Origin of the sequence: Rhizobium terricola, assembly GCF_012927355.1 — a bacterium.
Classification (GTDB): Bacteria; Pseudomonadota; Alphaproteobacteria; order Rhizobiales; family Rhizobiaceae; genus Allorhizobium; species Allorhizobium terricola.
The window spans coordinates 802,208-826,863 of the sequence record NZ_JABBGK010000001.1 but is presented as its reverse complement, the minus strand read 5'-3'; the positions used below and the strand labels follow the sequence as shown (position 1 = coordinate 826,863).

33 protein-coding genes are annotated in these 24,656 nt (G+C 63.8%); 22 read left to right on the top strand and 11 right to left on the bottom strand.

Annotated elements, in window-relative coordinates; translation table 11 throughout:
• Nucleotides 1-133 precede the first annotated feature (133 nt).
• Entirely contained in the window at nt 134-1,354 is a 1,221-nt protein-coding gene (locus HHL25_RS03860) for a GGDEF domain-containing protein (RefSeq protein ID WP_169587447.1), read from the top strand.
• Between the two features lie 118 nt (nt 1,355-1,472).
• A complete protein-coding gene (locus HHL25_RS03855; RefSeq protein ID WP_169587445.1) occupies nt 1,473-2,225 on the top strand; it encodes a hypothetical protein in 753 nt (250 codons plus the stop codon).
• A gap of 158 nt (nt 2,226-2,383) precedes the next feature.
• Here HHL25_RS03855 and HHL25_RS03850 read toward each other — a convergent pair whose 3' ends face one another.
• A complete protein-coding gene (locus tag HHL25_RS03850) occupies nt 2,384-2,989 on the bottom strand; it encodes a TetR/AcrR family transcriptional regulator (protein ID WP_169587443.1) in 606 nt (201 codons plus the stop codon).
• A 68-nt stretch (nt 2,990-3,057) separates the two neighbouring features.
• Between HHL25_RS03850 and HHL25_RS03845 the strand changes: the two genes are divergently transcribed.
• A complete protein-coding gene (locus tag HHL25_RS03845; RefSeq protein WP_169587441.1) occupies nt 3,058-3,549 on the top strand; it encodes a cupin domain-containing protein in 492 nt (163 codons plus the stop codon).
• 164 nt (nt 3,550-3,713) lie between these two features.
• A complete protein-coding gene (locus HHL25_RS03840; RefSeq protein ID WP_169587439.1) occupies nt 3,714-4,088 on the top strand; it encodes a hypothetical protein in 375 nt (124 codons plus the stop codon).
• Nucleotides 4,089-4,357: 269 nt separating this feature from the next.
• Here the strand turns inward: HHL25_RS03840 and ilvC are convergent, their stop codons facing one another.
• Together ilvC and HHL25_RS03830 are read right to left on the bottom strand one after the other, a co-directional pair.
• Nucleotides 4,358-5,377: a ketol-acid reductoisomerase gene (gene ilvC, locus HHL25_RS03835; protein WP_169587437.1), complete on the bottom strand. Its 1,020-nt coding sequence runs from the start codon at nt 5,375-5,377 to the stop codon at nt 4,358-4,360.
• A gap of 14 nt (nt 5,378-5,391) precedes the next feature.
• Nucleotides 5,392-6,087 (bottom strand): TetR/AcrR family transcriptional regulator, encoded by a 696-nt coding sequence (locus tag HHL25_RS03830; protein WP_315853019.1) that lies wholly within the window; start codon nt 6,085-6,087, stop codon nt 5,392-5,394.
• 370 nt (nt 6,088-6,457) lie between these two features.
• On the opposite strand from HHL25_RS03830, the gene HHL25_RS03825 reads away from it, so the two are divergent.
• From HHL25_RS03825 to HHL25_RS03805, 5 genes are all read left to right on the top strand, one after another.
• Complete coding sequence (locus tag HHL25_RS03825; protein ID WP_169587433.1) at nt 6,458-6,700, top strand: hypothetical protein; 243 nt, start codon at nt 6,458-6,460, stop codon at nt 6,698-6,700.
• A gap of 105 nt (nt 6,701-6,805) precedes the next feature.
• Nucleotides 6,806-7,048, top strand: coding sequence for a hypothetical protein (locus HHL25_RS03820; RefSeq protein WP_169587431.1), 243 nt, complete (start codon nt 6,806-6,808; stop codon nt 7,046-7,048).
• A 67-nt stretch (nt 7,049-7,115) separates the two neighbouring features.
• Nucleotides 7,116-7,358, top strand: coding sequence for a hypothetical protein (locus tag HHL25_RS03815; RefSeq protein WP_169587429.1), 243 nt, complete (start codon nt 7,116-7,118; stop codon nt 7,356-7,358).
• 68 nt (nt 7,359-7,426) lie between these two features.
• Nucleotides 7,427-7,678, top strand: a complete 252-nt coding sequence (locus HHL25_RS03810) for a hypothetical protein (protein ID WP_169587427.1) — start codon at nt 7,427-7,429, stop codon at nt 7,676-7,678.
• A gap of 146 nt (nt 7,679-7,824) precedes the next feature.
• Nucleotides 7,825-8,214 carry a DUF4087 domain-containing protein gene (locus HHL25_RS03805; RefSeq protein ID WP_169587425.1) on the top strand — a complete coding sequence of 130 codons (390 nt, stop codon included), beginning with the start codon at nt 7,825-7,827 and terminating at the stop codon, nt 8,212-8,214.
• Nucleotides 8,215-8,217: 3 nt separating this feature from the next.
• Here HHL25_RS03805 and HHL25_RS03800 read toward each other — a convergent pair whose 3' ends face one another.
• Nucleotides 8,218-8,682 carry an Lrp/AsnC family transcriptional regulator gene (locus HHL25_RS03800; protein WP_169587423.1) on the bottom strand — a complete coding sequence of 155 codons (465 nt, stop codon included), beginning with the start codon at nt 8,680-8,682 and terminating at the stop codon, nt 8,218-8,220.
• A 156-nt stretch (nt 8,683-8,838) separates the two neighbouring features.
• Here HHL25_RS03800 and HHL25_RS03795 point away from each other — a divergent pair, with 156 nt between their 5' ends.
• Complete coding sequence (locus HHL25_RS03795) at nt 8,839-9,552, top strand: aspartate/glutamate racemase family protein (protein WP_169587421.1); 714 nt, start codon at nt 8,839-8,841, stop codon at nt 9,550-9,552.
• A 73-nt stretch (nt 9,553-9,625) separates the two neighbouring features.
• Entirely contained in the window at nt 9,626-10,552 is a 927-nt protein-coding gene (locus HHL25_RS03790; RefSeq protein WP_169587419.1) for a bifunctional helix-turn-helix transcriptional regulator/GNAT family N-acetyltransferase, read from the top strand.
• A 10-nt stretch (nt 10,553-10,562) separates the two neighbouring features.
• Here the strand turns inward: HHL25_RS03790 and HHL25_RS03785 are convergent, their stop codons facing one another.
• On the bottom strand, nt 10,563-10,967 hold the full coding sequence (locus HHL25_RS03785; protein ID WP_169587417.1) for a winged helix-turn-helix transcriptional regulator: 405 nt from the start codon (nt 10,965-10,967) through the stop codon (nt 10,563-10,565).
• 142 nt (nt 10,968-11,109) lie between these two features.
• Between HHL25_RS03785 and HHL25_RS03780 the strand changes: the two genes are divergently transcribed.
• Entirely contained in the window at nt 11,110-11,991 is an 882-nt protein-coding gene (locus HHL25_RS03780) for an SDR family oxidoreductase (RefSeq protein ID WP_169587415.1), read from the top strand.
• 47 nt (nt 11,992-12,038) lie between these two features.
• Here the strand turns inward: HHL25_RS03780 and HHL25_RS03775 are convergent, their stop codons facing one another.
• On the bottom strand, nt 12,039-12,791 hold the full coding sequence (locus HHL25_RS03775; RefSeq protein ID WP_169587410.1) for a pyridoxine 5'-phosphate synthase: 753 nt from the start codon (nt 12,789-12,791) through the stop codon (nt 12,039-12,041).
• 328 nt (nt 12,792-13,119) lie between these two features.
• Here HHL25_RS03775 and HHL25_RS03770 point away from each other — a divergent pair, with 328 nt between their 5' ends.
• From HHL25_RS03770 to HHL25_RS03760, 3 genes are all read left to right on the top strand, one after another.
• Entirely contained in the window at nt 13,120-14,148 is a 1,029-nt protein-coding gene (locus HHL25_RS03770) for a hypothetical protein (RefSeq protein WP_169587408.1), read from the top strand.
• 225 nt (nt 14,149-14,373) lie between these two features.
• Nucleotides 14,374-15,069 (top strand): MerR family transcriptional regulator, encoded by a 696-nt coding sequence (locus HHL25_RS03765; protein WP_169587406.1) that lies wholly within the window; start codon nt 14,374-14,376, stop codon nt 15,067-15,069.
• Nucleotides 15,070-15,177: 108 nt separating this feature from the next.
• Nucleotides 15,178-15,681: a DUF4405 domain-containing protein gene (locus tag HHL25_RS03760; RefSeq protein ID WP_169587405.1), complete on the top strand. Its 504-nt coding sequence runs from the start codon at nt 15,178-15,180 to the stop codon at nt 15,679-15,681.
• A gap of 22 nt (nt 15,682-15,703) precedes the next feature.
• Here the strand turns inward: HHL25_RS03760 and HHL25_RS03755 are convergent, their stop codons facing one another.
• Nucleotides 15,704-16,831, bottom strand: a complete 1,128-nt coding sequence (locus tag HHL25_RS03755; protein WP_169587403.1) for an ATP-dependent DNA helicase — start codon at nt 16,829-16,831, stop codon at nt 15,704-15,706.
• A gap of 161 nt (nt 16,832-16,992) precedes the next feature.
• Between HHL25_RS03755 and HHL25_RS03750 the strand changes: the two genes are divergently transcribed.
• From HHL25_RS03750 to HHL25_RS03735, 4 genes are read left to right on the top strand one after another with little or no spacing between them, the layout of a single operon-like run.
• Nucleotides 16,993-17,373: a COG4315 family predicted lipoprotein gene (locus HHL25_RS03750; protein ID WP_169587401.1), complete on the top strand. Its 381-nt coding sequence runs from the start codon at nt 16,993-16,995 to the stop codon at nt 17,371-17,373.
• A complete protein-coding gene (locus HHL25_RS03745; RefSeq protein WP_169587399.1) occupies nt 17,357-17,911 on the top strand; it encodes an RNA polymerase sigma factor in 555 nt (184 codons plus the stop codon). The genes HHL25_RS03750 and HHL25_RS03745 overlap by 17 nt, the downstream gene beginning before the upstream one ends.
• Entirely contained in the window at nt 17,908-18,696 is a 789-nt protein-coding gene (locus HHL25_RS03740; protein ID WP_169587398.1) for an anti-sigma factor family protein, read from the top strand. The genes HHL25_RS03745 and HHL25_RS03740 overlap by 4 nt, the downstream gene beginning before the upstream one ends.
• A 35-nt stretch (nt 18,697-18,731) precedes the next feature.
• A complete protein-coding gene (locus HHL25_RS03735; protein WP_169587396.1) occupies nt 18,732-19,397 on the top strand; it encodes a glutathione S-transferase family protein in 666 nt (221 codons plus the stop codon).
• Nucleotides 19,398-19,400: 3 nt separating this feature from the next.
• On the opposite strand, the gene HHL25_RS03730 is transcribed toward HHL25_RS03735, so the two are convergent.
• The 4 genes from HHL25_RS03730 to HHL25_RS03715 all read right to left on the bottom strand — a co-directional run bounded on the left by HHL25_RS03730 (nt 19,401) and on the right by HHL25_RS03715 (nt 21,756).
• Nucleotides 19,401-19,772 carry a nitrile hydratase accessory protein gene (locus HHL25_RS03730; protein ID WP_169587394.1) on the bottom strand — a complete coding sequence of 124 codons (372 nt, stop codon included), beginning with the start codon at nt 19,770-19,772 and terminating at the stop codon, nt 19,401-19,403.
• Entirely contained in the window at nt 19,759-20,418 is a 660-nt protein-coding gene (gene nthB / locus HHL25_RS03725; RefSeq protein WP_169587392.1) for a nitrile hydratase subunit beta, read from the bottom strand. Before nthB ends, HHL25_RS03730 begins: the two co-directional genes overlap by 14 nt.
• Nucleotides 20,415-21,092, bottom strand: a complete 678-nt coding sequence (gene nthA, locus HHL25_RS03720; protein WP_246701679.1) for a nitrile hydratase subunit alpha — start codon at nt 21,090-21,092, stop codon at nt 20,415-20,417. The genes nthB and nthA overlap by 4 nt, the downstream gene beginning before the upstream one ends.
• 70 nt (nt 21,093-21,162) lie before the next feature.
• Nucleotides 21,163-21,756 (bottom strand): LysE family translocator, encoded by a 594-nt coding sequence (locus tag HHL25_RS03715; protein WP_169587390.1) that lies wholly within the window; start codon nt 21,754-21,756, stop codon nt 21,163-21,165.
• 145 nt (nt 21,757-21,901) lie between these two features.
• Between HHL25_RS03715 and HHL25_RS03710 the strand changes: the two genes are divergently transcribed.
• From HHL25_RS03710 to HHL25_RS03700, 3 genes are all read left to right on the top strand, one after another.
• Complete coding sequence (locus HHL25_RS03710; RefSeq protein ID WP_169587389.1) at nt 21,902-22,747, top strand: aldo/keto reductase; 846 nt, start codon at nt 21,902-21,904, stop codon at nt 22,745-22,747.
• Between the two features lie 62 nt (nt 22,748-22,809).
• Nucleotides 22,810-24,093 carry an SDR family oxidoreductase gene (locus tag HHL25_RS03705; RefSeq protein ID WP_169587386.1) on the top strand — a complete coding sequence of 428 codons (1,284 nt, stop codon included), beginning with the start codon at nt 22,810-22,812 and terminating at the stop codon, nt 24,091-24,093.
• A gap of 1 nt (nt 24,094) precedes the next feature.
• Nucleotides 24,095-24,568, top strand: a complete 474-nt coding sequence (locus HHL25_RS03700; protein ID WP_169587384.1) for a DUF2269 family protein — start codon at nt 24,095-24,097, stop codon at nt 24,566-24,568.
• Nucleotides 24,569-24,656: the final 88 nt, after the last annotated feature.

The following is a 24,656-nucleotide window of genomic DNA, read 5'->3' as shown; positions in this document are numbered from 1 at the left end:
TACTTCGGTCGCATGTGTCAAAAATGGTCAGATTTCACCTGTGATTTTCTGACGCACACCCTTAAATCGGAGGAATTTGTTTAGAAATGCGCAATAAACAAAGGGCAACACAAGAGACCAATGACGCGATCTTATGTCAGCACCGCAAAATCCATTTCTGCAATCCCTGATTGGCCGCGAATACGGCGCCGATCACTATTGCTGGTCTGTGCTCGATGATCTTTTCGAGATTTGGCCGCATGTCATGGCCGCCGTGGCTATACTGCTGACGATCTTCAACACCTATCTCATGGGTCCGCCGGCCTATCTCGCCGGCTCCGTCCTCGCCCTCGCACTCCAGCTCCTGTCGCGCTACGTCCTTTATCGCGCCTATGTCCGTCGCGGTCCGAACGCCTCGCTCGACCGTTGGCTTTCGATCTTCTGGGTGGCGGCGGCAAGCTCAGGCTTCCTGTGGGGCCTGTGCCTCAGCCTGCTGCTCGTCGACGCGTCGCCCGAGGCGCGCGTGACGATCCTGACCGTTGGCTGCGTCATGATCCAGTCGGCCAGCTCACGCGCCTACATGGCGCCGCTGCCGGCGCTCTCCCAGTCCGGTCTAATGCTGTCGATGCTGCTCGGCATGACGGTCGCCCAGGGCGACTACCTGATGGTGCCGATCGCCGTAATGTTCGTGCTCTTCCAGCTCGCCTATCTCCGCCGCCTGATCGGCCTGCGTCTCGGCCAGATGGAAGCCGACATGGAACGCACCCAGCTTCTTGGGCAGCTCGAAAAGACCAATACCGAGCTTCGCAACGCCAACGAACGTCTCGCCCGTCACGCCCTGACGGACGGCCTGACCGGCCTGCCGAACCGCCGCCATCTCGACCGCAGCTTCGCCGAGCTTCTCGCCAACGCCAACGGGAGCGGCCAGCCCTTCTCGATCGTGCTGATCGACGTCGATCACTTCAAACGCTTCAACGACACTTACGGCCATCTCGCCGGCGACGCCTGCCTGACGGCGGTCGGCAAGGCGATGATCGAAAGCGGTGTGCGCGCGACAGACGTCATTGCCCGCTACGGCGGCGAGGAATTCGCCCTGCTGCTGCCGAACACCGATGCCCGCACGGCGAGACTGGTCGCCGAGCGCATGCGCATCCTCATCGGCACGATCAATCTTTCGCATCTGCCTGGCAAGCCCGCTGCGATTACCGCGAGCCTCGGCATCGCCAGCAAGAAACACGACGAGGTCGCGACGGAGCAAGGCCTGCTGTCGCTGGCCGACGCTGCCCTCTACGCCGCCAAGGCCGAGGGCCGCGACCGCGTCCGCCATGCAGACGATGTAGACCTCAAGGACCGCGCTGGCCGTCGCCGCGCCTGAACGGACGCGAGGCGCCAGCACCGCATCAGGGCGTCGAAACGGTCGCGCGTTGGGACTGGTGCCGGCAAATGCCATTCTGCTAGTGTTCCGCAGATCTCGTGAACGCCAGGGCCCCGCCATGCACAAGCTGCTCCTCTGCGGCCTCCTCCTTCTCACTTCCGGCGGCCCGTCGCTTGCCGGCTGCTTCGACGTTAGCAAGGGCGAGCCCGAACGCCTGACGGGGCTTCTCACCCACCGTATCTTTGCCGGCGCTCCGAACTTCGAGGACGTCCAGAAGGGCGATACGCCCGAACCGGGTTATGTCCTGACCCTCGACGAAGACATCTGCCTGACCGGGGACGCCGACTTCGCCGATCCCTCCTATCGCTTTGACGAAGTGCAGCTTGTCGAGACGGAAGAGACCTCCAGGGACATGCAGGCGCTGCGCGATGAACGCGTGACCGTCAGCCTGCGCGATCCGACGCCCGCCATGACCGGCCACCACCACCGGCCCCTCGTCGCCTGGGTGACCGCGATCGAGCCAGACGATGAGACTGCGGATCCGACGGCCGGCTACGGCACCGCTCAAACCGTGGTCGAGGCCTTCTACCGTGCGCTGGAAACCGGTGACGGCAAGCTCGCCGCCGGATTTGTCATCCCGGAAAAGACGCGGACCGGCCCCTTCTCTCCCGAAGCGCTTCGCCGGTTCTACGGAAGCCTCCCCGAACCGCTGCGCCTGCAGTCTGTGAAGGCGCTTGGGGCCGATCGGTTCGCCGTGCGTTACACCTTCACCAGCACCGCCGGTCGATGCGACGGCCGGGCGACGGTTAGAACGACCGAACGCGACGGCCGCAACTTCATCCAGTCGATCCGGGCCGAAAGCGGCTGCTAGGGAATAACGGGCCGAGGCGGAAAATTCGGTCGCCTGCCTGGCGGTCCGCTCGATGTCACGTCTCGTTGCCACGTCCGGTGAACAGGCGTCACGGGATCGGCACCTTCGCTCGGGGCCGAGTGGATCCCTGCCCTGCGCGGCTTACGAAGGTGTGGGGGTCACTCCGACCTTGCGCTGAGGACGCCCGCCAGCAGCGTCCTTGCCGCCCACAGCGTGACCTCTTCGGCCTCGGCGTCGTCCAGCGAGCAGACGTCCTTCAGCACCACGAGGGTTTCGATGCCGGTCATCAGCGAAAGCCCGTAGACCAGCCGCTGGAAATCGGCCGCCGGTATCTCGGCACGCAGCGGATCGAGCGCCTCGGAAAGCCAGCCGAGACGGCGGGCGCCGCGTTTCACCTGGCTTCGGCCGGTCACCGTGCCGGCCAGGAAGGCCCGAAACGTCGTCTCGTTGTCCCGGAGCATGGCGAAGACACGGCCGACAAGGGCCTGCAGCCGTTGATCGACCGGCATGGGCGTGGTGTCGGGACCGGCATCTTCCAGACGGATGCTATTGGCCACCGCATCCAGCACCGCCTCGCGGATCATCTCGTCGGGTGTCGAGAAGTATCGATAGGCGGTGGCACGCGAGATACCGGCATGGTCGGCAACCTCGGCCACCGATGGCGACCCGCCTTTTTCGGTCAGTTCGCGGGCTGCACGCAGCAGCTCCGCCCGCGTTCTCCTCTTCTGGTTGATTCGCTCGAAACTTTTCTCTTGACTGCTCATACGCACCTCATTATGAGACAACAATCTCATTACGAGCTAAGTGTATCAAACACTCAAGGAGAAGCAACATGAATGAAGGAGCATCGACAGCCGGGGCGAACCACGCCGATCAACCCCGGACCCTGCATTTTCTCGGCAGCCTCCTGACTTTCCGGGCGCGTGCCGCCGAAACCGCCGGCAGCTTTACGATCGTCGAGTGCCTGACCGCATCGGGCGCCGGCGCTCCGCCGCACCGCCAGGACGACGCCGAGGCCTTCCTGGTCACCGAAGGGCAATTCGATTTCCTGCTCGGGGACACCTGGCGCCGCTGCCAACCCGGCGAATTTGCCTATGTCGAACCCGGTCAGGTGCATGCCTTCCGCAATCCGGCAGAAACACCCTCGAAGATGCTGATCATCAACCTGCCGGGCGGGTTCCACGAAAACTTCTTCCTGGCGATTGGCGAGCCGGTCGCGTCCGGAACGACCGTTTTCCCGCCTATGGGTCAGCCCGATGTGGCGCTGTTGACCGAGACCGCACGCCGCTACGGCATCGAGATGCTGCCGCCCGCCGGCCACTGATCGCCCGCTGGCATGACCCGCAGTGAAAACCGCCGCGGGTCCCTTCCGAGCGGATTCGCTTCGCCCCGCAGACGACGCTCTCGTCCAGAGGACCGTTATGCGAATTCAGACAGGTATTTAGGAAATCGCCTAACGTTTAAATACGAACCAGGAAAGTTAGACCCATGCGCGGAATGGCATATTTCTGTTTTCTATCGGCCACCATCTATGCGCTCGCCGGAATGGCGATGGGCATCTTCATGGCCGCATCGCACGACCACTCGCTGTTGACGGTCCACGCCCATCTCAACTTGGTCGGCTGGGTATCGATGGCGATCTATGGTCTCTTTTACCATGGCGTGCCGACCGTCGCTGCAACGCGGCTGGCCAGGACCCACGTTGCTGTCGCCACGACCGGCCTTTGGATCTTCATCCCCGGCATTGCCTTGGCCGTCCTCGACATCACCGAGGGCCCGGCGATCCTCGGTTCGCTGCTCACCATCCTCGGAATGCTGCTGTTTACCGTCCGCGTCGCCACGGCGAGACTGAAGCCCGCCTGACGCGACCATCCACCGCCGGCAACAAGAAATCCCCGGCCTTTGGGCCGGGGATTTCTTTTCGTATTGCCATGTCGCTCGACAGCCTGCCGGGCGAGCCTTGCCCCCGGAGTTCTTCCCGATCCCCCGCGTCGCCGCAGGCACGCATCAAGAAGATGCCTGGATCGGCAAGCCATGACCTTAGTTGCGAGCCTTGTCGACCGGCTTGTTCTTGCCGATCCCGTGACGCCGAAGGCGCACAGACCCGGATGACCGGGATCGGCAAGCCGCAATTAGTTGCGAGCCTTGTCGACCAGCTTGTTCTTACCGATCCAGGGCATCATGGCGCGGAGCTTCGTGCCGACTTCCTCGATCTGGTGGCTGTCGTTCATGCGGCGGATACCCTTGAAGCGGGCCGCACCGGCGCGGTATTCCTGCATCCAGTCCGAGGTGAACTTGCCGGTCTGGATGTCGTGCAGGACGCGCTTCATCTCGGCCTTGGTCTCGGCGGTGATGATGCGCGGGCCGGTGACGTATTCGCCCCATTCTGCAGTGTTCGAGATCGAGTAGTTCATGTTGGCGATACCGCCTTCATAGATCAGGTCGACGATCAGTTTCACTTCGTGCAGGCATTCGAAATAGGCCATTTCCGGAGCGTAACCGGCTTCGGTCAGGGTTTCGAAACCGGCGCGGATCAGTTCGACCAGGCCGCCGCAGAGAACGACCTGCTCGCCGAACAGGTCGGTTTCGCATTCTTCGCGGAAGTTGGTCTCGATGATGCCCGAACGGCCGCCACCGACGCCGCAGGCGTAGGAGAGCGCGAGTTCCAGCGCGTTGCCCGAAGCGTTCTGGTGAACGGCAACGAGGCAGGGAACGCCGCCGCCCTTCTGGTATTCGCCGCGAACGGTGTGGCCCGGGCCCTTCGGCGCGATCATGACGACGTCGAGGGTCGCCTTCGGCTCGATCAGGCCGAAGTGAACGTTGAGGCCGTGGGCGAACGCAATCGCTGCGCCGTCACGGATGTTGCCGGCGATATCGGCCTTGTAGATGTCGGCCTGCAGTTCGTCCGGGGTGGCCATCATGATGAGGTCGCCCCACTTGGCGGCGTCGGCAACCGTCATGACCTTGAAGCCGTCGGCTTCGGCCTTCTTGATGGTCGGCGAACCGGCCTTCAGCGCGATCGCGACGTTCTGCGCGCCCGAATCCTTGAGGTTGAGCGCATGGGCGCGGCCCTGGGAGCCGTAGCCGACGATGACGACGTTCTTGGACTTGATGAGATTGAGATCGGCATCACGATCGTAATAGACGCGCATTGTATGTTCCTTCCCTATGCTTGTCGGTTGTGGTGAATGTCGTTTGCCGGCGAGCCGGAACGGGTCGTCCCGTCGCGGCCGGCCAGAACTTTTTCCGTGCCGTGGAGGATCAGGAAGGCGTTGACCGCCTTCTCCGCCCGGGCAGAGAAACTCTTCGTCTGCGGCTTGTCGCCGAGCAGCATGCGCACATGCATGTCCGAGACGATCAGGCCGTAGAGGGTCCGATAGGCGTCCTCGCCATCGGAAAAACGCAGCAGTCCGTCGCGCTGGCCGGCATCGAGCAGGGCACGCGCACGACGATCGATCTGCCGGCGGCCGCGCTCCAGAAGCAGCGTGCCGAGCTTCGAGCCGTCGCGATTGGTCTGGCCGATCGCCAGCCGGTTGAGCGCCAGCGACACATCGCCGGCCAGGACCTCCAGCAGGTCATGGGCGAAAACTTCGAGATGTTCGGTGAGGCTCGGCGCGGTGAGCCGCTCGCCCGCCCGTTCGACGGTGCGCACCTTGCTCGCCTGGTAGGAGATCATCGCCGACAGCAGGCCGTCGCGATCGCCGAACCACTTGTAGAGACTTTCCTTGGAGCAATTGGCCGCGCGCGCAAGGCCCGCCGTCGTCAACGCCTTGTCACCGCCCTCGACGAGAAGCCTCAGGGCTTCGGCGAGTACGGCGCTCTGGCGCGGCGTGAATTCGGCGGTGGCGGTTTCGGTCTGCACGATTGACATCTCTCAAGTACCGTACGGTACGGTTCTGTTTAATGGTCGAACCTCGTCGCGTCAAGCGGTTTTCACCGGTTTCGATGACAGACCGTTCACCCCCCCCCGAACCCGCATCACGTTTTATTGAAAGTAGTGATTCATAACTTTTTTCGGCGTCGGATACACGCAGATGAATACTTCATATCACATTGAATTATATAGTTTTTTGTAGCGCGTAATGGCTCGAGACAAGATTGCAAGTGGTCGAACCATACAGTTCGATTGCGCGCAATTAGCTCTTGCATTCTCATTCGAAAGGGACCAAATACAGATCATCGAACCGCACAGTTCGATTGCAGACAACTGAAAATGCTGAAGGACTTTTGAAATGAAGATCGCCGTCATTGCAGCGATGGCAACCCTCGCAGCTGCCCCCGCCGCTTTCGCTCTCCAGCCGATTCCGGGCTCTATTACCTACAACGGCCATCAGGCCAAGCTCGAAAAGGCGCCCGTCGGCTCGAACTTCTTCCACACTTTCTACGGCCCGAACGGCGAGGAAGTGCGTGAAGTCTACCAGGTCAAATCGGACCGAACCGTAGAGCTAGTGTCGCGGGTATCCGTCGACAAGTAGCCGCCGCATACCCAGCAGGATGAATTCACCCTGCAAACACAACCCTAAGATGAATTGATGCGCACCCAGCCATCATAGAACGCAAGAAAATCCAGGAGACATACCATGAAGACCATCATCGCAACCACCGCAGTCGTCGCCGCCCTCGCCTCGTCCGCCTTCGCTGGCGAGCCGACCAATGGCCCCGACACCCGCAGCCAGTCGTCCTACGGCTACGTCGACAACACGACCGTCGGCTCGATTTCGGCCAACGGCTCGCACAAGTACGACGGCAAGAACCTCAATGCCATCTACGGCTTCGACAACGACCGTAGCGTCAACGTCGGCACGCGTTCCAGCCAGGAATAACCTGATCACACCGGCGGGCAGGCGCTGCCTGCCCTGCCCCCAACCTGATTGAAAAGGATACACCATCATGAAGACCATCATCGCAGCAACCGCCGTCGTCGCCGCTCTCGCTTCGTCCGCCTTCGCAGGCGAGCCGACCAACGGCCCCGATCTCCGCGCCCAGTCCTCCTACGGCTACGTCGACAACACCATCGTCGGCTCCATCTCGGCCAACGGTGCACGCAGCTACGACGGCAAGAACCTCAACGCCATCTACGGCTTCGACGGCGACCACGGCGTCTCGGTCGGCACGCGTTCCAGCCAGGAATAACCTGATCACACCTGCGGGCAGGCATAACCTGCCCCGCACCCCAACTGGATTATAAAGGACAACACATCATGAAGACCATCATTGCAGCAACCGCCGTCCTCGCATCGCTCGCCGGCGCCTCGTCCGCCTTCGCGATCCAGCCGATCCCGGGCTCGATCACCTATGGCGGCCATCAGGCCCAGCTCGAAAAGTCCCCGGTCGGCTCCAACTTCTTCCACACCTTCTACGGTCCGAACGGTGAGGAAGTGCGCGAGATCTACAAGGTCAACGCCGATCACACGGTTGAACTTGTTTCGCGTGCCGTCGCGACCGACAAGTAATCGGTTACGATCTCTGCCAAAGGCCCCGAAGCGCAAGCTCCGGGGCTTTAATTTTGCGCAACGGGCCGTTGTGCCACTTTTGGCGTTTGGCCGCCGCGCGGTTCGGCGTTATGCATGGGCGACAAACGCCTATGGGGATCAACCACATGCAGCCGCTCCGCCTTGCCATCGCCCTCAGCCTCTCGCTTCTGGTCGCCCCGCAGCTTTCCTTCGCCAAGGAAAACCGCTGCGGCTGGATCCAGAATCCGACCCCCGGCAACTACTGGCTGGACGACAGCGAAGGCATGTGGGTCCTGATGACCCAAGGCTCCGACGAGGAGCCGCTCGGCATGGAGAACTTCCCCGACATCTCGACCGGCGACTATGTCGCCTCGAACGGCAATTACGGCTACACCTGCGGCTGCATCCAGGCCGAAACCGAGCGCAATGCCGACCCGCAGGACAGCGCCGCCGGCCGCATCACCGCCATCTACGGCGTCAAGCTCCTGCCGCTCAAGAAGTGCCTGGCCGACGGGTCCCTTCCCAAGCCCGAGTAGACCTCAGACCGCATAGTCGACCGGCACCGCTTGCCCGGACTTCAGCGTCTCCATCGAGATGAAGGCCGAGACGTCGAACAGTTCGATCCGTTTCACCAGGCGGCGGTAGACGACGTCGTAATGCTCGACGCGCGGCAGAACGATCTTCAGCAGGTAGTCGTAGGAACCGGTCAACCGATGTGCCTCGACGATCTCGGGCAGATCGCTGATCGCTCGACGGAAGCTCTCGATCCATTCGTCGGAGTGATGCGCCGTCTTGACGAGGGCGAAGACCGTGGTGGGCACACCGACCCGCTCCCGGTCCAGCACGACGATCCGCCGTTCGATATATCCGGCCTCTTCCAGCCGCTGGATACGCCGCGAGCAGGCGGAAGCCGACAGCGCCACGTTTTCCGCCAGCACGGCGACCGGCACCGACGCGTCGCGTTGCAGCGCATCCAGAATCTTCCGATCGCGATCATCCAGCATTTCAGCCCCACTTAAAATAACTCTGACGCGCCATGGATGCACAATTTATCATTTTTGCGCAATTCGGCAGCGCGATTGTTGGGGCGAATTCCGAAAAACGCCGACCGATTGTCCGGTGGCTCGGCCATAATCCTCGCATTCGCAAGGGGAACAGAGATGAAGACAATCGGCCTGATCGGCGGCATGAGCTTTGAAAGCACCGCAGTCTATTATCGCATGATCAATGAGATGGTCCGTTCGGAACTCGGCGGCATCGCCTCGGCGGAAGTGCTGCTGCATTCGGTGAATTTCGCCGAGATCGTCGATCTGCAGAAGGCCGGCCGCTGGGATCTGGCGGAAAAGCGCCTCGCCGATTGCGCCCTCGGCCTGCAGAGGTCCGGCGCCGACTGCATCCTGATCTGCACCAATACCATGCACCTCGTCGCCGATGGCGTGGCCGCTCCCCTGTCGATCCCGCTTCTCAACATCATCGACGAAACGGCAGCCGCGATCAAAGGTGCCGGTTTCCGTCGTCCCCTGCTGCTCGCCACCCGCTACACGATGGAACACGGCTTCTACACCGACCGCATGCGCGCCCTCGGCCTCGAACCGCTGGTCCCGGATGCCGATGACCGCACCATCGTCCACGACGTCATCTTCGACGAACTCTGCGCCGGCAAGGTCACCGAAACCGCCCGGGCCGCATACCTCGCCATCATCGACAAGGCCAGAGCGGCCGGCGCCGATTGCGTGATCCTTGGCTGCACCGAAATCTGCCTTCTCCTCGACCCCGATGCGCTGGCCCTGCCCGGTTTTGATTCCACCGCGATCCATGCTCGCGCCGCCGTCGATTTCGCGCTGAAAGCCGAGCCGATGCGGATTGCAGTATAGTTGACTTAGTCAACTATATAATTGCGGAAAGCCACTTCTCGTGCTAGGAACGGACCAATCAGGAGGTCCGTCCATGCTCGAAACCGTCGATCTTCCAACCATCGAAGCCATGCGCGCCTTCAACCGGTTCTACACCGACCGGATCGGTGTGCTGGACCGCGCCTACCTGAAGGGTGATTACACGCTGACCGAGGCCCGCGTCGTCTACGAGGTCGGCGCCCGCGGAAAGGTCGCCGCCGTCGACCTCGTCCGCGACCTCCATCTCGATCCGGCCTATCTCAGCCGCATCCTCCGGAAATTCCGCGAACGGGGCCTCGTCGAGGTCGAACCCGATCCGTCCGATCGGCGCAGCCAGCGGCTCGCCCTGACTGCCGCCGGACGGACTGAATTCGAAGCCCTGGGCGAGCTTTCCCGCGACCAGTTGCGCGACATGGTCGCCGCGCTCGGGCCGGCGGAGCGCGCAAGCCTGGTCGAAGCGATGGCGACGATCACCCGGCTGATCAGCCCCTCCTCCGCCAATGCGACGCCACTCCTCAGGCCGCATCGCCCCGGCGATCTCGGCTGGATCATCCAGTCCCAGACGGAGTTCTATGCCAATGTGCTCGGCTGGACTGGCAAGTTCGAAGCCCTGGTCAGCGATGTCGCGGCCCGTTTCCTGGAAAACTTCGACGCCCGGCGCGATCACTGCTGGATCGCCGAACGCCACGGCGTCCGCATCGGCTCGGTGCTGGTCATGGATGGCGGCGATGGCGTCGCCAAGCTGCGCATGCTTTACGTCGATGAAGCCGCCCGGGGCCTTGGCCTCGGCAGGCTCCTGGTCGAGCAGTGCATCCGCTTCGCCCGCAATGCCGGCTATCGCCAGCTGACGCTGTGGACCAACGACGTCCTCGACGCCGCCCGCCACATCTACGTCTCCGCCGGCTTTCGCCTCGTCGCGGAGGAACGGCACAGGATGTTCGGACCGGAGCTGAACGGCCAGACCTGGACGCTGGATCTCTGAGCGTGAAACCTCAGCCGTTGCGTTCGTCGAAGCTCCGGCGGGCCTCCTTCACGGCGATGTAATTCGCCTCGGCCCAGTCGAGCAGTCCGCACAGTGCCTTGAACAGCGACTGGCCGAGATCGGTCAGCCGATATTCCACGCTCGGCGGTTTGGTCGGAAACACCGTCCTGAGCACATAGCCGTCGCGTTCCAGATCGCGCAGCGTCTGCGTCAGCATGCGCTGCGAAATATCCGGCACGAGCCGGCGCAACTCCCCGAAACGATAGGGCTTTTCCGAAAGCGCCAGGAGGATCAGCGTGGACCATTTTCCGCCGATATGGTCGATGACCGTGCGCACCGGGCAGTTTTCCAGCGACGGTCCGTCACCCCCATAGGCGGAGATCTTGGCGACAAATCCGGTGATGGCGACGGTCATGGCAGTTCCCGATTGATAAGGTAGGCACCAAAAACTGCCTTCTTTACAGCGCTGCGTCAATTCCCATTTTAGCGCTACTCTCATTTTGAGAGCACGTATTTATTCGGCGGCACCTCCCGCCCCATCGCTGAAGGGAAGTAACATGAGCAAGATCCTCGTCACCGGCGCTTCCGGCCATCTCGGCCGCCTCGTCATCCAGAGCCTTCTGGAGGACCAGAAGGTCAGCCCCTCCGACATCGTCGCCGCCAGCCGCGATACCGCCAAGCTTGCCGACCTCGCAGCGAAAGGCGTCGAAACCCGCCGCGCCGATTTTGACGATGCCTCTAGCCTCGCCAGCGCGTTTGCCGGCATCGACCGGCTGCTGATCATCTCCACTGACGCCCTCGACCGCCCGGGACGCCGCCTCGAACAGCACAGCGTGGCTGTTGCCGCCGCCAAGGCCACCGGTGTCGGCCGCATCTTCTACACCTCGCTGCCGAAGGTCGAGACGAGCCTCGTCAGCTTCGCACCCGATCACGCCGGAACCGAGCAGGCGATCAAGGACAGCGGCATCCCCTACACCTTCTTCCGCAACGGCTGGTACATGGAGAACCTGTTCATGAGCGTGCCGCAGGCGCTTGGCTCCGGCCACTGGTACTCGTCGGCGGCAGACGGTCGCAACGCCTATGTCGCCCGCGCTGACATCGCCGCAGCAATCGCCGGCGGTCTCGTGAAGCAGGAAGCCGGAAACGCCGTCTACACGCTGACCGGGACCGTCGCGTTGACGACCGAGGAAATCGCCGCCCTCGTCAGCCAGGTCTCCGGAAAGCCCCTCTCCGTGGTGCATCTCAACGACGAACAGCTCGCCGGCGGCATGAAGGGCGCAGGCGTGCCGGAATTCCTGATCCCGATGCTGATCTCCTTCGAAGCCAATGCGCGCGCCGGCGGCTTCGATGCGGTCACCGATGACGTGAAATCCCTTTCGGGCAAGACACCGCGTGACCTGAAGAGCTTCCTCGAAGCCAACAAGGCCGCCCTCGGCTGAGATATAAGCGAAGATCGTCCGGCGCGGCTCGCGGCGCCGGACGTCCGTCAGACCGCCTGCCCGCAGGCCCGGCGGAAGCGGCGCACCGTCTCGGCCATGCCGAATTCCAGCGCATCGGCCGTCAGGCCGTGCCCGATAGACACTTCCGCAAGGTTCGGGATGCGCTTCATCAATGCCGGCAGATTGGCGACCGTCAGGTCATGGCCGGCATTGACCGCGAGCCCGACCGCAAAGGCGGCATCCGCCGTCCGTCCGAGCCGGTCGATCTCCACCTTGGCCCGTTCCGGATCGTCGTAGCAGCCGCCATAGGGACCGGTATAGAGCTCGACCCGGTCGGCGCCCGTCTCGCGCGCCGCGTGCATCGCCTCCGCATTGCCGTCACCGTCGGCAAACAGCGAGACCCGCATGCCCTTGGCCTTCAGTCGCGAAACCACGTCGGTGAGAAAAGACCGGTTGCCGGCAAAATCCCAGCCGTGGTCCGACGTCGCCTGGGTCGGATCGTCGGGCACCAGCGTCACCTGTTCAGGCTCGGCCGCCTCGCACAGTTGCAGAAACTCCTCGGTCGGATAGCCCTCAATGTTGAACTCGGCCTGCGGAAACGAATCGTCGATCAACGCTCTGAGCACCGGCAGGTCGGTAAAGCGGATATGCCGCTGGTCCGGGCGCGGATGAACCGTAAGGCCGCTGGCACCCGCTTCGAGCGCGATCCGACCGAACTGCGCGACGTCCGGCCAGGGAAGTTCGCGACGATTGCGCAGCATGGCGATGGCATTGAGATTGACGGAAAGCTTGGCGGGCATCGACGGTCTTCCATGGGTGGGCAACAGGTCAGACCCTTCATTTAGGCGATCGCCGCCGCGAAGGCCAACGAGAATCGCGCATGATCCCATTGACGTCCTTGATGGATCGGCCGCGATGCCGTCCGCTGGCAATCGCCCTCCTGAAATTGAGGGGATTGCTACAGATCTTGTGTGACTTTCACAACTTTTCGTTTGTGAGATCCGTCACGCTCGCTAGAGTGCGCCATCCGAACCGATGCGCCGCCAGATCCGCGCTGCCGATGAACGGCCGGGCCGACTGGCCGGCCGGCCTCCCGCACTGGTCGCAGCAGAGCCGAATGGAGTTGCAATGTCCGACGTCAGGCGCATTGAAGGCGACAGGGTCAGGCTGGCGCTCGCGCGCATCCTCGAAAGCCAGACCTTCGCGCGGTCCGAGCGGCTGCGCGCCTTTCTGAAGTTCGTCGTGGAGATGGAACAGCTCGGGCTCGCGAGCCAGCTCAAGGGCTACACGATCGGCGTCGATGTCTTCAGCCGAGATGGCAGCTTCGATCCGGGCGTCGATCCGCTGGTCAGGGTTCAGGCAGGCAAGCTCCGCCGCCTCATCAACATGTATTACGCAGACGAAGGCCGCAACGAGACACTGCGCATCCGCATCCCGCTCGGAAGCTATGTACCCGTCTATGAGACCGTTTCCGCCGTCCGGCGCCCGGCCGATTCGGCCGGTGCGGCGCGGACGTGGACGAAGCCGGCCGCGCTTGCCGAACCGATCCATCTCGAATTCGACACGCAGTCGGCTCCCGAACTGGCAACGTCGGGCGCTTACGGACCGGACAAGGATTTGAACGGCCTGCCGCGCATCCAGATCGAACGCGCGGGCGAAGGCGACTGGCGCGCCAGGATCTTCGAAAATGCCATCCGGCTTGCGTTCGAACAGCTGCCCGGCTTCACGATCGCCCCCGCTCAATCGAAGGGCCGCGGCTCCAATCCGCACCTTGATTTCCATCTGACCGTCGATGCCGGCAACACCGGCCGGCCGCTTGGCGCAACGCTCATGCATGCGGCGACAGGACAGCTCGTCTTTCACCGCACCCGTCCGGCGGGAACCGAGGGAAGCCGCCACATCGCGGGGTTTGCGCATCAGTTCATTGCCGAAACCATGACCCTGAATGGAGAGGTCTACGCATTCTGCCGTTGCCGAGGTTTGTCGTCCGTCCTGATGGACTGCCTGGAAGCGACCTACCTGTACAAGCTGGAAAACTCGCATGACGCGTATCTCGAAGCGAGCCGGCATCAGCAGCGGCTTGCCCACCCCCGCAGGCTACCGGTCTTCATCACCGACCTGTCGGACCTTCTCGCCCTGACAACACGGGCTTTCTGATCGAAAACCTTAGACCAACGGTGATTTGCCAAACGCGGATAAGACGACTAGTCTGGCTCCAAGAATAAGCACAAGCGCAACTTCAAATGGCGCATGCAGCAAGAAGGGACGAGGCAGGAGCCGCAAAGGGGATGGCTTCAGGCTTCGAGGGGACGACAGCACAGGGCCACAAGGAAGGGACCGACAGACTCGCAGACCTGAAGACACGCTGGACAAGGGGAGGTCATGGCGGACGGATCGAAATATCTGCAGAGCGACGGCAATCCGGTCGACGGCATGCATGCCGCGGCCTTGTACCTGCCCGACATTCCCCTGCCCCGCGACCTGCCGGACGAGCCCATCGCGATCGCCGAAATGGCAGATCTCTTCGGCGTCACCCACCGCACCCTGCATTTCTATGAGGAGAAGGGCCTGATCGCGGCGAGACGCATCGGCCTGATGCGCGTCTACACCCATGCCGACATCACCCGAATGGCGCTTGTGAACGCCTGCCGCGAGATCGGCATGCCGGTCGCGGTGATCCAGGAGCTGATGGAAACGCTGAAATCGGCACTCTCGCCCCAGGAGGCCGAAGACATCTTCGAGACGGCCCTGCTGGCGCGGCGCCGCGAACTGACAGCCGGCCTATCCACCATCCATCGTCAATTGCAGCAGATCACCACGCTGCTCGCGCATGACATGCAGGACGATGACGCCGACGGCCGTGCAAGCCCGCGCCATCGAACCAATCTGACGAGCGACGAAAAAAGATGCCTGGAACTGATGGCAGAGGGCTACACGCCCCTGCGTCTCGCCCGCGCCCTGTCGATGACCAGTACGGAAGTCGCCGATCTCGAGGCCGACATTATCGGCAAGCTCGAGGCTCATAACCGCTTCCAGGCGGTGGCCAAGGCGGTGTTGCTCGGGATCGTGGCGTCGTGACGTTCCGGCAACTTGAACTCTGTCAAAGATGACGGAGATTTAACGGGACTTTGCCCGGTTGCGGATCTAGCTGTGGGACGAACGCAACAAGCAAAGATAGTCCTCCCGATGCCTTCCTTCCTCTCCCGCTATGCCACCCCCTTCACCACGGGTCTTTTTCTCGTTTCACTGATCTCCGGTATTGCCCTCTTCTTCCATGTCGGCACGGCCGCATTCCGCGAAATGCACGAATGGCTGAGCCTGGTCCTCGTGTTGCCCTTCGTGCTGCATGTCTGGAAGAACTGGCGTCCGTTCCTGATGTATTTCAAGCGTCTGCCGATGGCGATCGCCCTTGCGGTGTCTCTGGTCGCCGGCCTCGTCTTCGCCTGGCCTGCCCTGACCGGCGCCGGCGCCGGCGGAAACCCGCAAATGGCAATGATCTCGCTTGTGACGCACGCAACGCCCGCAACCGCCGCGCCACTCTTCGGGCAAACGGAAGAAGTGTTCATCGCCGCGTTGAAGGAAAAAGGTCTGACCGCCGCAGAGCCGGGCAAGTCGCTGGTCGACATTGCGACCGCCTCCGGCAAAGGTGAGCGTGACGTCGTCATGGCACTGATCACCCTGAAGCCGTAAGCCGCCTCGGAGCAACGGACGCTCACCGCACGATGGTGAGCGTCTCCGCCGCGCGGGTCACCGCCGTATAAAGCCACCGTTCGCGGGTGTCGCGAAACGCCCAGCTCTCGTCGAACAGCACGACGTCGTTCCACTGCGAACCTTGGGCCTTGTGCACGGTGAGTGCATAGCCGTAGTCGAATTCGTCGTAACGCTTGCGCGTCGACCACGGGATTTCCGTCTCGACATCCTCGAAGGCAGCCTTCAGCAGCTTGATCTTGGCCGCGCCGCGATCCATGTCGTCGTCTTCCGGCTTGATCAAGAGGTTGATCCCCGGCTTCACCGTCTCGCGCGACGAGGTCATCACCTGCCAGAGCGAGCCGTTGAGCAGCCCCTTCACCTGATCGTTCCGGAGGCACACCAGTTTGTCGCCGGCCTGCGGGTAGTCGACCGTGAAGCCCTTCAGTTCCCTGAGGCGCTTGTTGTAGCGCCGGCGCGTCTTGTTGGTCCCGACCAGCACTTGGTCCGCTCCCAGAACCAGATCCTGCGTCACCTCGTTCTTGGAGATCACCTTGGCGGTTCCGTAATCGCCATACATGATCTCCTTGCCCTCACGCACATGCATGGCGAGCTGGATGATCGGGTTGTCGCGCGCCTGCCGGTGGATGTCCGTCAGCAGGTAGTCCGGTTCCTGGTCGGTGAAGAAACCGCCGCCCGACACCGGCGGCAGCTGCCCCGGATCGCCGAGCACGAGGATCGGCGTCCCGAAGCTCATCAGGTCACGGCCGAGCTGTTCGTCGACCATAGAGCATTCGTCGATGACGATCAGCGCCGCCTTGGCCACCGGGCTTTGCCGGTTAATGGAAAACATCGGGGCGATCGAGGTCTTGCCGGTCTCCTCGTCCTCGACGGCTTCCTCGCCACGCGGCCGATAGATCAGCGAATGAATGGTCTTGGCGTTGGATGCGCCGCGTGAGCGCAAGACCTGCGCCGCCTTGCCGGTGAAGGCGGCAAACAGCACGTCGCCGTCGACATGCTCGGCAAAATGCTTCGCAAGCGTCGTCTTGCCCGTTCCGGCGTAACCGAACAGGCGAAAAACCGGCTGCTTGCCCTCCTTCAGCCATGTCGAAACGGCCTTCAGGGCTTCGTCCTGCTGGGGTGCGAATTGCATGCATCGGTGCTTGGCAGGATTCCCGCGCCTTGGCAAGGCGACGGCCGGATCTTGGGCGGGGAGAAATTTTCCGCGATGCAGGGAATAAACCGGCACCCTTCGGTGTCTAAGCTGCAGGCAGGATCGAGACGATGCCTGCCGCAACCCGGAGGAATATTCCCATGAGAACCCGCCTCGTCCTTTCGTCCGCCCTGGTAGCGCTCGCCGCTCTTGCCGGCACCGCCTTTGCCGCCCCGGTCAAGACCGTCGACAGCGCCAAGGGCAAGGTCATCGCCGCCGACAACGGCATGACCCTCTATACCTTCAAGAACGACAAGAAGGGCATGTCGAACTGCTACGACGCCTGCGCCCAGAACTGGCCGCCCTTCATCGCCACTTCCGGTGCCAAGGCGGACGGTGCATATTCGCTGGTGGACCGCAAGGACGGATCCAAGCAATGGGCTCTGAACGGCATGCCGCTCTACTTCTGGATCAACGACAAGAAGATGGGCGACGCGACCGGCGACGGCGTGAAAGGTGTCTGGCATGCCGCAAGGCCCTGAGGACAAGGACCGCATGTCGGGCGCATCTGCGCCCGGCGGCGGCCCGTTCGAACGGGACATGCTCTCGCTGCTTCCGGCCCTGAGGCGCTATTCGCTCAGCCTTACCCGCTCGCGAGCCGAAAGCGACGACCTGCTCCAGGATTGCGTGGAAACCGCGCTTGCCCGCCAGGCGAGCTGGCGCGGCGTCAATCTGAAGGCCTGGATCTACACGATCATGACCAATCTTCACCGCAACCGCGCCGGCCGGCAGCGGCGCCATCCCGTCGTCGATCTGGACGAGGCGGCCGACATCCCGTCATCGGCGCCCTCGGACGACCCGCTCGAACGCGACCGCCTGCGCGCCGCCCTCGACGGCCTGCCCGACGAGCACCGCGCCGTGCTGATGCTGGTCGTCGTCGAAGGCTATGCCTATCAGGAGGTCGCCGACATGCTCGGCGTGCCGATCGGCACCGTCATGTCGCGCCTTTCCCGCGCTCGCGGGCGCCTGCGCGACGTGCTCGCCGAAAAGAACATCGTTGCCCTGCGGAGACCGAAATGACCGAGACCATGAAGACCGTCGACGAGAACGACCTGCACGCCTATGCCGACGACCGGCTGGACGCGGCACGCCGCGCCGAGGTCGAGGCCTGGCTCGCCGCGCATCCGGAAGACAGGGCTCGCGTCGCCGACTGGCAGGCCCAGAATGCCGCCATCCGCTCGCTTTTTCCCGGCGACGAGACCGTAAGCGAAGCCGATTTGGCACTCCTCTCCGGCGCCCGCCGTCCGGCACGGCCGCGCCGTTTCCTCGCCGGCCCGCTTGCCCGCACCGCCGCCGCCATCCTTCTCTTCGTCGGCGGGATCGGCGTTGGCCGGTTCGCCCCTCCGCTCCTCGATACGGACCGGGCACAACTCACCGAAGCGACGCTTTCCGACCAGTCGCATTCGGCCTTCCTCATCTACGCGAGCGACATCCGTCACCCGGTCGAGGTCGGCGCCGACCAGCAGGATCATCTTGCCACATGGCTCGGCAAGCGCCTCGATCACCCGATGCGCATTCCGGATCTGTCGAACCTCGGCATGAAACTCGTCGGCGGCCGCCTGGTCCCCGTCAGCGGCCGGCCGGGCGCCCTGCTGATGTACGAGGATACCGCCGGGGAAAGGATAACGGTGCTGGTCGGCCGCAACGACGAGAACCGCGAAACCAGTTTCCGCTATGCGAGCGATGACGGGCTGGAGACCTTCTACTGGATCGACGGAGCGGTCGGTTACGCAGTCACCGGGGAAATCTCGCGCGACCGGATGCAGCAGGTCGCCGATGAGTGCTATCGTCAGTTCGATATGTGACCGGCCGATACCGGACCCGCGACGGAGAACAGACGATGACCCTCAGGCTCTATTACCATCCGCTCGCGTCCTTCTGCTGGAAGGTCCTGATCGCGCTTTACGAAAACGCCATCCCCTTCGAGCCCGTGCTCGTCGACCTCGGCGACGAGACGTCCCGGGAAGACTTCCGCAAGGTCTGGCCGCCGATGAAGTTTCCGGTCCTCGTCGACACCGAGCGAAACGCCACCATCGCCGAATCGGCCGCCGTCATCGACTATCTGGAAGCCTTTGCCGGTCCTGTCGCCCCGCTCGTTCCGAAGGATCCCGATCTCGCCTGGCAGTCCCGCATGTGGGACCGGCTGTTCGACGACATGCTCCAGCTCCCCATGCAGAAGATCGTGCTCGACGTCTTCCGCCCCGCCGACGGCCATGACGCGATCGGCGTCGTCCAGGCCCGCACCGACATCGCCGCCGCCTATGCCTTCATGGAAACGCGCCTGCCGCCCGACGGCTGGGCCGTGGGCAAGGCCTTCGGGCTGGCCGACTGCGCTGCCGCACCCGCACTCTTCTACGCCGACACCGTCTGCCCGCTCGACGACACCACACCGAAGCTAAAGGACTATCTCGGCCGCCTCAAGGAGAGGCCGTCCTTTGCCCGGGTGCTCCGCGAGGCGGAGCCCTATTTCAAGATGTTCCCGCTTGATCCCAAACCGCGGATCTGAGCGTCAGCGCAGCGGGTCGTTATCGAGCACGATCGGGCTGCCATGCGGCGTCGCCTCGGCGGCCCGCTTCCAGCTTTCCTGCAGGGCAAGCACCGTTTCCGGATCGGCGAGCCCCTTGACCGCGAGCAGCGTGGTGAGCGCCGCGACCCAGCCGTCGAAATAGTCGGAACCGTCTTCGGCGCGCTCCGGCTTGTGCAGCTCGCCCGAAAGCGTTTCCGCCCATTCGCTCCAGCTGAACAGCCCGCGTTCATGCAGGTGCACCGTCATCGCGAAGGCCTGGGCCTGCCAGGGCTCACCGAACACCGGATCGCCCTCGGCCGACTTCGGCAGCCCGGGCGAAGCGGCCAGCGGCGAGGAAACCTCACACGCGCTCAAGATAACTCTCCCAGGCGTCGATCGACACGGTCAGCGTCGGATCGGCGCCCTCGCCCCAGATCTCGGCCGCGTCGAAGACCACCGTATAGACCCATTGGGGATTTTCGCCCCGCCCATGGGCGTTGTCGTCGGGAAAGACGAAGCTGCCCTGCACCGCCTCGACCACGCCCCGCTTGGCGCGGGCGTAACGCGGCAGCCGCGTATGGGTCTCGGGGTGGAAGTTCTTCGTTCTCACCACGTCTCCCGCGGCAAACATCGGCTCGGTGTGGAGCGGTCGGTCGCAGGGTCCGCCGCGCGCCAGCACGCCCGCCACCATGTCCGCCTTCAGCACCCGCTTCGGCTCCGCACTCGGATGCATGGGGCGACCGGTTTCCATCTCCTCGCGGGTGGCAAACCGGTGCCGTTCCAGAAGCGTCTCGAGTGCCCGGATCCAGATCTCGTAATAGCTTGCCGACAGATACTGCGCCGGCGGAATGTTTTCCCGCGCGTGGCGGCTCTCGTCGATGTTCCAGGCCCCGAAGGCACCGCAGGAGAGCGTCAGCCCGAGCGCTCGCTTTTCCCATTCGGCATGAAACAGCGGCTCGTCGATTTCGGGCGCCACCGGCCCGAACCCCATCTGTCCGCCGAGGTCGTGCGGCCCGTTCACTGGCCGTCCCCCACGGCAAGCGCCAGCCCCGTGCCGATCATCGAATCGCGCGTGACGAGTGCCGCAAGGGCAGCCTCGTCCCAGCCCTCGGTGCCGGCAGGCCGTTCCGGAACCACGAGATAACGCAGTTCGGCCGTCGAATCCCACACCCGGATCTGCGTTTCCGGGCTCAGCGTCACGCCGAATTCGGAAAGCACCGCCCGCGGATTGATGACCGCACGCGAACGATAGGCGGGTGCCTTGTACCAGACGGGCGGCAGCCCGAGCACGGACCACGGATAGCAGGAGCACAGCGTGCAGACGACCATGTTGTGGGTGCCGGGCGTGTTGAACACCGCCCGCATGTGCTCGCCCTGCCGGCCGGTATAGCCGAGGCTCTCGATCGCCGCCGTCGCATCGACGCGCAGCCATTCGGCGAAGGCGGGATTGGTCCAGGCCTTCGCCACGACATGCGCGCCGTTTCTCGGCCCAACCTTGGTCTCGTAGGTCTCGACGATCGCGTCGATCGCCGCCGGGTCGATCAGGCCCTTTTCCGTCAAAAGGGTTTCGAGCGCGCGGACCCGGGCCTGCATGTCGGAATAGTGGTTGTCGTGATGGTGCTCATGGTCATGGCTGTGGTCATGCTCATGGTCATGACGGCCGTGGTCATGGTGATCGTGGCGATGCTCGGGCAATTCACTCTTCCTCGTCGTTGCCGCATAGTCTTATGCACGCCCCGCCGCTTAGCAATAGTGGAGAATTGACCTATTTCAGCATTGGCCACAGGCTGGCGACGAGCAGCACAGCCATCGTGATGTTGAACCATTTCAGCCGCACCGGCACGGACAGCCAGTCGCGCAGCACGGAGCCGAAGCCGGCCCAGGTCGACACGCTCGGCAGGTTGACCGCGGCAAACACCAGCCCGACGACCACGACGCTCCACAGGTAATGCGTCGGATCGACATAGACCGCCATGGCCGTCACCGCCATCACCCAGGCCTTGGGATTGACCCACTGAAAGGCGGCCGCGCCGAGGAAGGTCATCGGCCGTCCGCTGGTCTTGCCTTCGCCGAGCGTCCGGGACGATCCGATCTTCCAGGCGATGTAGAGAAGATAGAGCCCGCCGGCGATCTTCAGTGTCGTGTAGATGACCGGCACGGTCGCCAGCAGCGCGCCGAGCCCGAGCCCGACGCCGATCAGCAGCGACAGGAAACCGACGCCGATGCCGAACATGTGCGGGATGGTCCGGCGGAAGCCGAAATTCACCCCGGATGCGAACAGCATCATGTTGTTGGGTCCAGGCGTGATCGAGGTCGCAAACGCGAAGGTCACGAGGGCGGAAAGGGTCGCGGTGTCCAAAAGCCTCACTCCAGAAATTCGGCGCCAACATAGGGGCGACGCCGCGCTTCGGCCACCGGAGTTTTGTCACCATGGCAATCGTCAAAGGATTGAAACCTAAGGCGGCTCGGCTAAGCTTGGAAACCAGCACCGACAAGGAGCCATGATGCACGATCCGATACCGACCGTCACCCTGCCGAACGGCATCGCCGTCCCCGCGCTCGGCCTTGGAACCTGGCAGATGGGCGAAACCCGGGCCCGCGCCAACGAGGAGATCGACAGCATAAGGCTCGGCCTCGATCTCGGCATGACGCTGGTCGACACGGCGGAAATGTATGCGGAAGGCGGAGCGGAACTGATCGTCGGCAAGGCGCTCGAAGACCGCCGCGACGAGGTCTTCCTCGTCAGCAAGGTCTATCCGTGGAATGCCAGCCGCACCGGAACGATCGCCGCCTGCGAGGCCAGCCTCAAGCGGCTCGGCACGGATCGTCTCGATCTCTACCTTCTCCACTGGCGTGGCGACCATCCGCTCGCCGACACCGTCGCCGCCTTCGAGGAGCTGCGCGCCGCCGGCAAGATCGGCGCCTGGGGCGTCTCCAATTTCGACACGGCCGACATGGAGGAGCTCTTCGCCCTGCCCGGCGGCGAAAACTGCGCGGCCAACCAGGTGCTCTACAACCTCTCGCGCCGGGGCGTCGAATACGACCTTCTCCCCTGGTGCCAGTCGCATGGCGTCGCCCTCATGGCCTATTCCCCGATCGAACAGGGTCGCCTCGTCCACCATCCCGAGCTGATCCGCATCGCCAAGGCCTATCAGGCGACCCCCGCCCAGGTCGCGCTCGCCTTCCTCCTCGAACGCGACGGCGTCATCGCCATCCCCAAATCGGCGAACCTCAGGCGCGTCCGCGAAAACCGCGACGCCGCGGACCTCGAGATTTCCGAGGAGGATTGGGCAACCCTCGACGCCACCTTCCCGCCGCCGGACCACAAGGTCCCCCTTGAAATGATCTGAGCCGCGGCGACGACCGCTTCGCCACCAGGGACAGGCGTTCCCAGCACAGGATAAAAGACGACATGACCATTCTGGTTCTCGGGGCCACGGGCTTCATCGGGCAGGTCGTCGCCCAGACCTTGAGCGACGAGGGCCACGCCGTCACCGGTCTTGGACGAGACATTGACCGCGCGAGCGCCCGCATGCCCGCCGTCGCATGGACAAGCCGCGATCTCGCACGTCTGCGCACCGTCGCCGACTGGCAGCCGCTGCTCGACGGCGTGACCGCCGTCGTCAACTGCGCCGGCGCATTGCAGGACGGCCTGCGCGACGATCTCGCCGCCGTCCAGCGCGACGCGATGCTGGCGCTGCAGGCCGCGTGCGTTGCGCAGGCCACCCCACCCATGATCGTCCAGATCTCCGCGCCGGAAAACCTCGCCGCCGCCGGAACCCGCTTCATCGCCACGAAGCTCGAGGCCGATGCCGCCCTTTCGCGCTCCGGCCTGCCGCATGTGATCCTGCGCCCGACGGTGGTCGTCGGGCGCAACGCCTATGGCGGCACGGCCCTGTTGCGCGCGATCGCCTCGATGCCCCTCGTCCTGCCGCTCGTCGATGCCGACAGCCCCTTGAACGCGGTTCATGTGTCGGACCTCGCCGCCGCGGTGTCGGATGCGATCGCCGGACGCATCCCGAGCGGCAGCGATCTCGTCGTCGCCGGCAGGCCGACACGCCGGCTGGAGGAAATGGCCCGCTTCTACCGCGAATGGCTCGGGCTTCGGCCGGCGCCGGTGCTTCGCCTTCCGGCCGTTGCGGCACGCCCGCTGTCCGCCATCGCGGACCTTGCCGGCCGTCTCGGCTGGCGCTCGCCGCTGCGGTCGACGGCAACCGTCATCAGCGGCTTCGGCGTCTCCCCGGCGGATGGCAGGCAAACGCTCTGGACACCGGATCCCCTGCCCCGGCTGCGCCGCGAACCGGCCGCCGCGCAGGATCTGTGGTTCTCCCGTCTCTATCTCCTGAAGCCCCTGGTGATCGTCACTTTGGCAGCCTTCTGGATCGCATCCGGTGCCATCCCGCTCCTGAACCCCATGCCGGCCGCCGGCATGTTCGGCGAAGATGTGCCGCCCGTGCTCGCGCTCACCGTCACCCTGTTCACCTCCGTGCTGGACATCGCGCTCGGGCTGGCCGTCCTCGTCCAGCCCTATGCCCGCCGCGCCATGCTTGCGATGCTCGCGGTCTCGGTGGCCTATCTGGTCGGCGGTACCGTCATCCAGCCCGGTCTGTGGCTCGATCCCCTGGGGCCCCTGGTCAAGATCTTCCCGTCGCTCCTGCTGACGCTCTGTGCGCTCGCCATCCTGGAGGACCGCTGACATGCTGGACGACCTGCTGCGGCTCGCCCATGTGATCGGCGCGGCGGTGCTGTTCGGCACCGGCGCCGGCATCGCCTTCTTCATGGTCCTGGCCGACCGGACCCGTGACCCGCGGCTGATCGCCCATGTCGCCGGCACGGTAGTCATCGCCGACACGCTCTTCACCGCGACCGCGGCCGTTCTCCAGCCGTTGACCGGCGCCTGGCTGGCCCACCGGATCGGCTGGCCACTGACGACCGGCTGGATCGCCCTCTCGCTCGTCCTCTATGGCGTGGTCGGCCTCTTCTGGCTGCCGGTCGTGTGGATACAGATCCAGCTGCGCAACCTCGCCCGCAATGCCGCGGATGCGAATCTTCCGCTGCCGCCGCGCTATCACCGGCTCTATAGCATCTGGTTCGCCTTCGGTTTTCCCGCGTTCCTGTCGATGATCGGCATCCTGTATTTGATGTTGATCCGTCCCGATCCCGTCTTCTAGCCCGTTGACAGAAAAGCGCTTCGCAGCCATTTAGGCAAAACCCTAATTACCTTTTTAAACGGATGAGGAATTAGGGAGATAGCTAATT

Coding starts and splice junctions, on each gene's coding strand:
- HHL25_RS03860 (WP_169587447.1), top strand. CDS start 134: ATGTCAGCACCGCAAAATCCATTTCTGCAATCCCTGATTGGCCGCGAA.
- HHL25_RS03855 (WP_169587445.1), top strand. CDS start 1,473: ATGCACAAGCTGCTCCTCTGCGGCCTCCTCCTTCTCACTTCCGGCGGC.
- HHL25_RS03850 (WP_169587443.1), bottom strand. CDS start 2,989: ATGAGCAGTCAAGAGAAAAGTTTCGAGCGAATCAACCAGAAGAGGAGA.
- HHL25_RS03845 (WP_169587441.1), top strand. CDS start 3,058: ATGAATGAAGGAGCATCGACAGCCGGGGCGAACCACGCCGATCAACCC.
- HHL25_RS03840 (WP_169587439.1), top strand. CDS start 3,714: ATGCGCGGAATGGCATATTTCTGTTTTCTATCGGCCACCATCTATGCG.
- ilvC (WP_169587437.1), bottom strand. CDS start 5,377: ATGCGCGTCTATTACGATCGTGATGCCGATCTCAATCTCATCAAGTCC.
- HHL25_RS03825 (WP_169587433.1), top strand. CDS start 6,458: ATGAAGATCGCCGTCATTGCAGCGATGGCAACCCTCGCAGCTGCCCCC.
- HHL25_RS03820 (WP_169587431.1), top strand. CDS start 6,806: ATGAAGACCATCATCGCAACCACCGCAGTCGTCGCCGCCCTCGCCTCG.
- HHL25_RS03815 (WP_169587429.1), top strand. CDS start 7,116: ATGAAGACCATCATCGCAGCAACCGCCGTCGTCGCCGCTCTCGCTTCG.
- HHL25_RS03810 (WP_169587427.1), top strand. CDS start 7,427: ATGAAGACCATCATTGCAGCAACCGCCGTCCTCGCATCGCTCGCCGGC.
- HHL25_RS03805 (WP_169587425.1), top strand. CDS start 7,825: ATGCAGCCGCTCCGCCTTGCCATCGCCCTCAGCCTCTCGCTTCTGGTC.
- HHL25_RS03800 (WP_169587423.1), bottom strand. CDS start 8,682: ATGCTGGATGATCGCGATCGGAAGATTCTGGATGCGCTGCAACGCGAC.
- HHL25_RS03795 (WP_169587421.1), top strand. CDS start 8,839: ATGAAGACAATCGGCCTGATCGGCGGCATGAGCTTTGAAAGCACCGCA.
- HHL25_RS03790 (WP_169587419.1), top strand. CDS start 9,626: ATGCTCGAAACCGTCGATCTTCCAACCATCGAAGCCATGCGCGCCTTC.
- HHL25_RS03785 (WP_169587417.1), bottom strand. CDS start 10,967: ATGACCGTCGCCATCACCGGATTTGTCGCCAAGATCTCCGCCTATGGG.
- HHL25_RS03780 (WP_169587415.1), top strand. CDS start 11,110: ATGAGCAAGATCCTCGTCACCGGCGCTTCCGGCCATCTCGGCCGCCTC.
- HHL25_RS03775 (WP_169587410.1), bottom strand. CDS start 12,791: ATGCCCGCCAAGCTTTCCGTCAATCTCAATGCCATCGCCATGCTGCGC.
- HHL25_RS03770 (WP_169587408.1), top strand. CDS start 13,120: ATGTCCGACGTCAGGCGCATTGAAGGCGACAGGGTCAGGCTGGCGCTC.
- HHL25_RS03765 (WP_169587406.1), top strand. CDS start 14,374: ATGGCGGACGGATCGAAATATCTGCAGAGCGACGGCAATCCGGTCGAC.
- HHL25_RS03760 (WP_169587405.1), top strand. CDS start 15,178: ATGCCTTCCTTCCTCTCCCGCTATGCCACCCCCTTCACCACGGGTCTT.
- HHL25_RS03755 (WP_169587403.1), bottom strand. CDS start 16,831: ATGCAATTCGCACCCCAGCAGGACGAAGCCCTGAAGGCCGTTTCGACA.
- HHL25_RS03750 (WP_169587401.1), top strand. CDS start 16,993: ATGAGAACCCGCCTCGTCCTTTCGTCCGCCCTGGTAGCGCTCGCCGCT.
- HHL25_RS03745 (WP_169587399.1), top strand. CDS start 17,357: ATGCCGCAAGGCCCTGAGGACAAGGACCGCATGTCGGGCGCATCTGCG.
- HHL25_RS03740 (WP_169587398.1), top strand. CDS start 17,908: ATGACCGAGACCATGAAGACCGTCGACGAGAACGACCTGCACGCCTAT.
- HHL25_RS03735 (WP_169587396.1), top strand. CDS start 18,732: ATGACCCTCAGGCTCTATTACCATCCGCTCGCGTCCTTCTGCTGGAAG.
- HHL25_RS03710 (WP_169587389.1), top strand. CDS start 21,902: ATGCACGATCCGATACCGACCGTCACCCTGCCGAACGGCATCGCCGTC.
- HHL25_RS03705 (WP_169587386.1), top strand. CDS start 22,810: ATGACCATTCTGGTTCTCGGGGCCACGGGCTTCATCGGGCAGGTCGTC.
- HHL25_RS03700 (WP_169587384.1), top strand. CDS start 24,095: ATGCTGGACGACCTGCTGCGGCTCGCCCATGTGATCGGCGCGGCGGTG.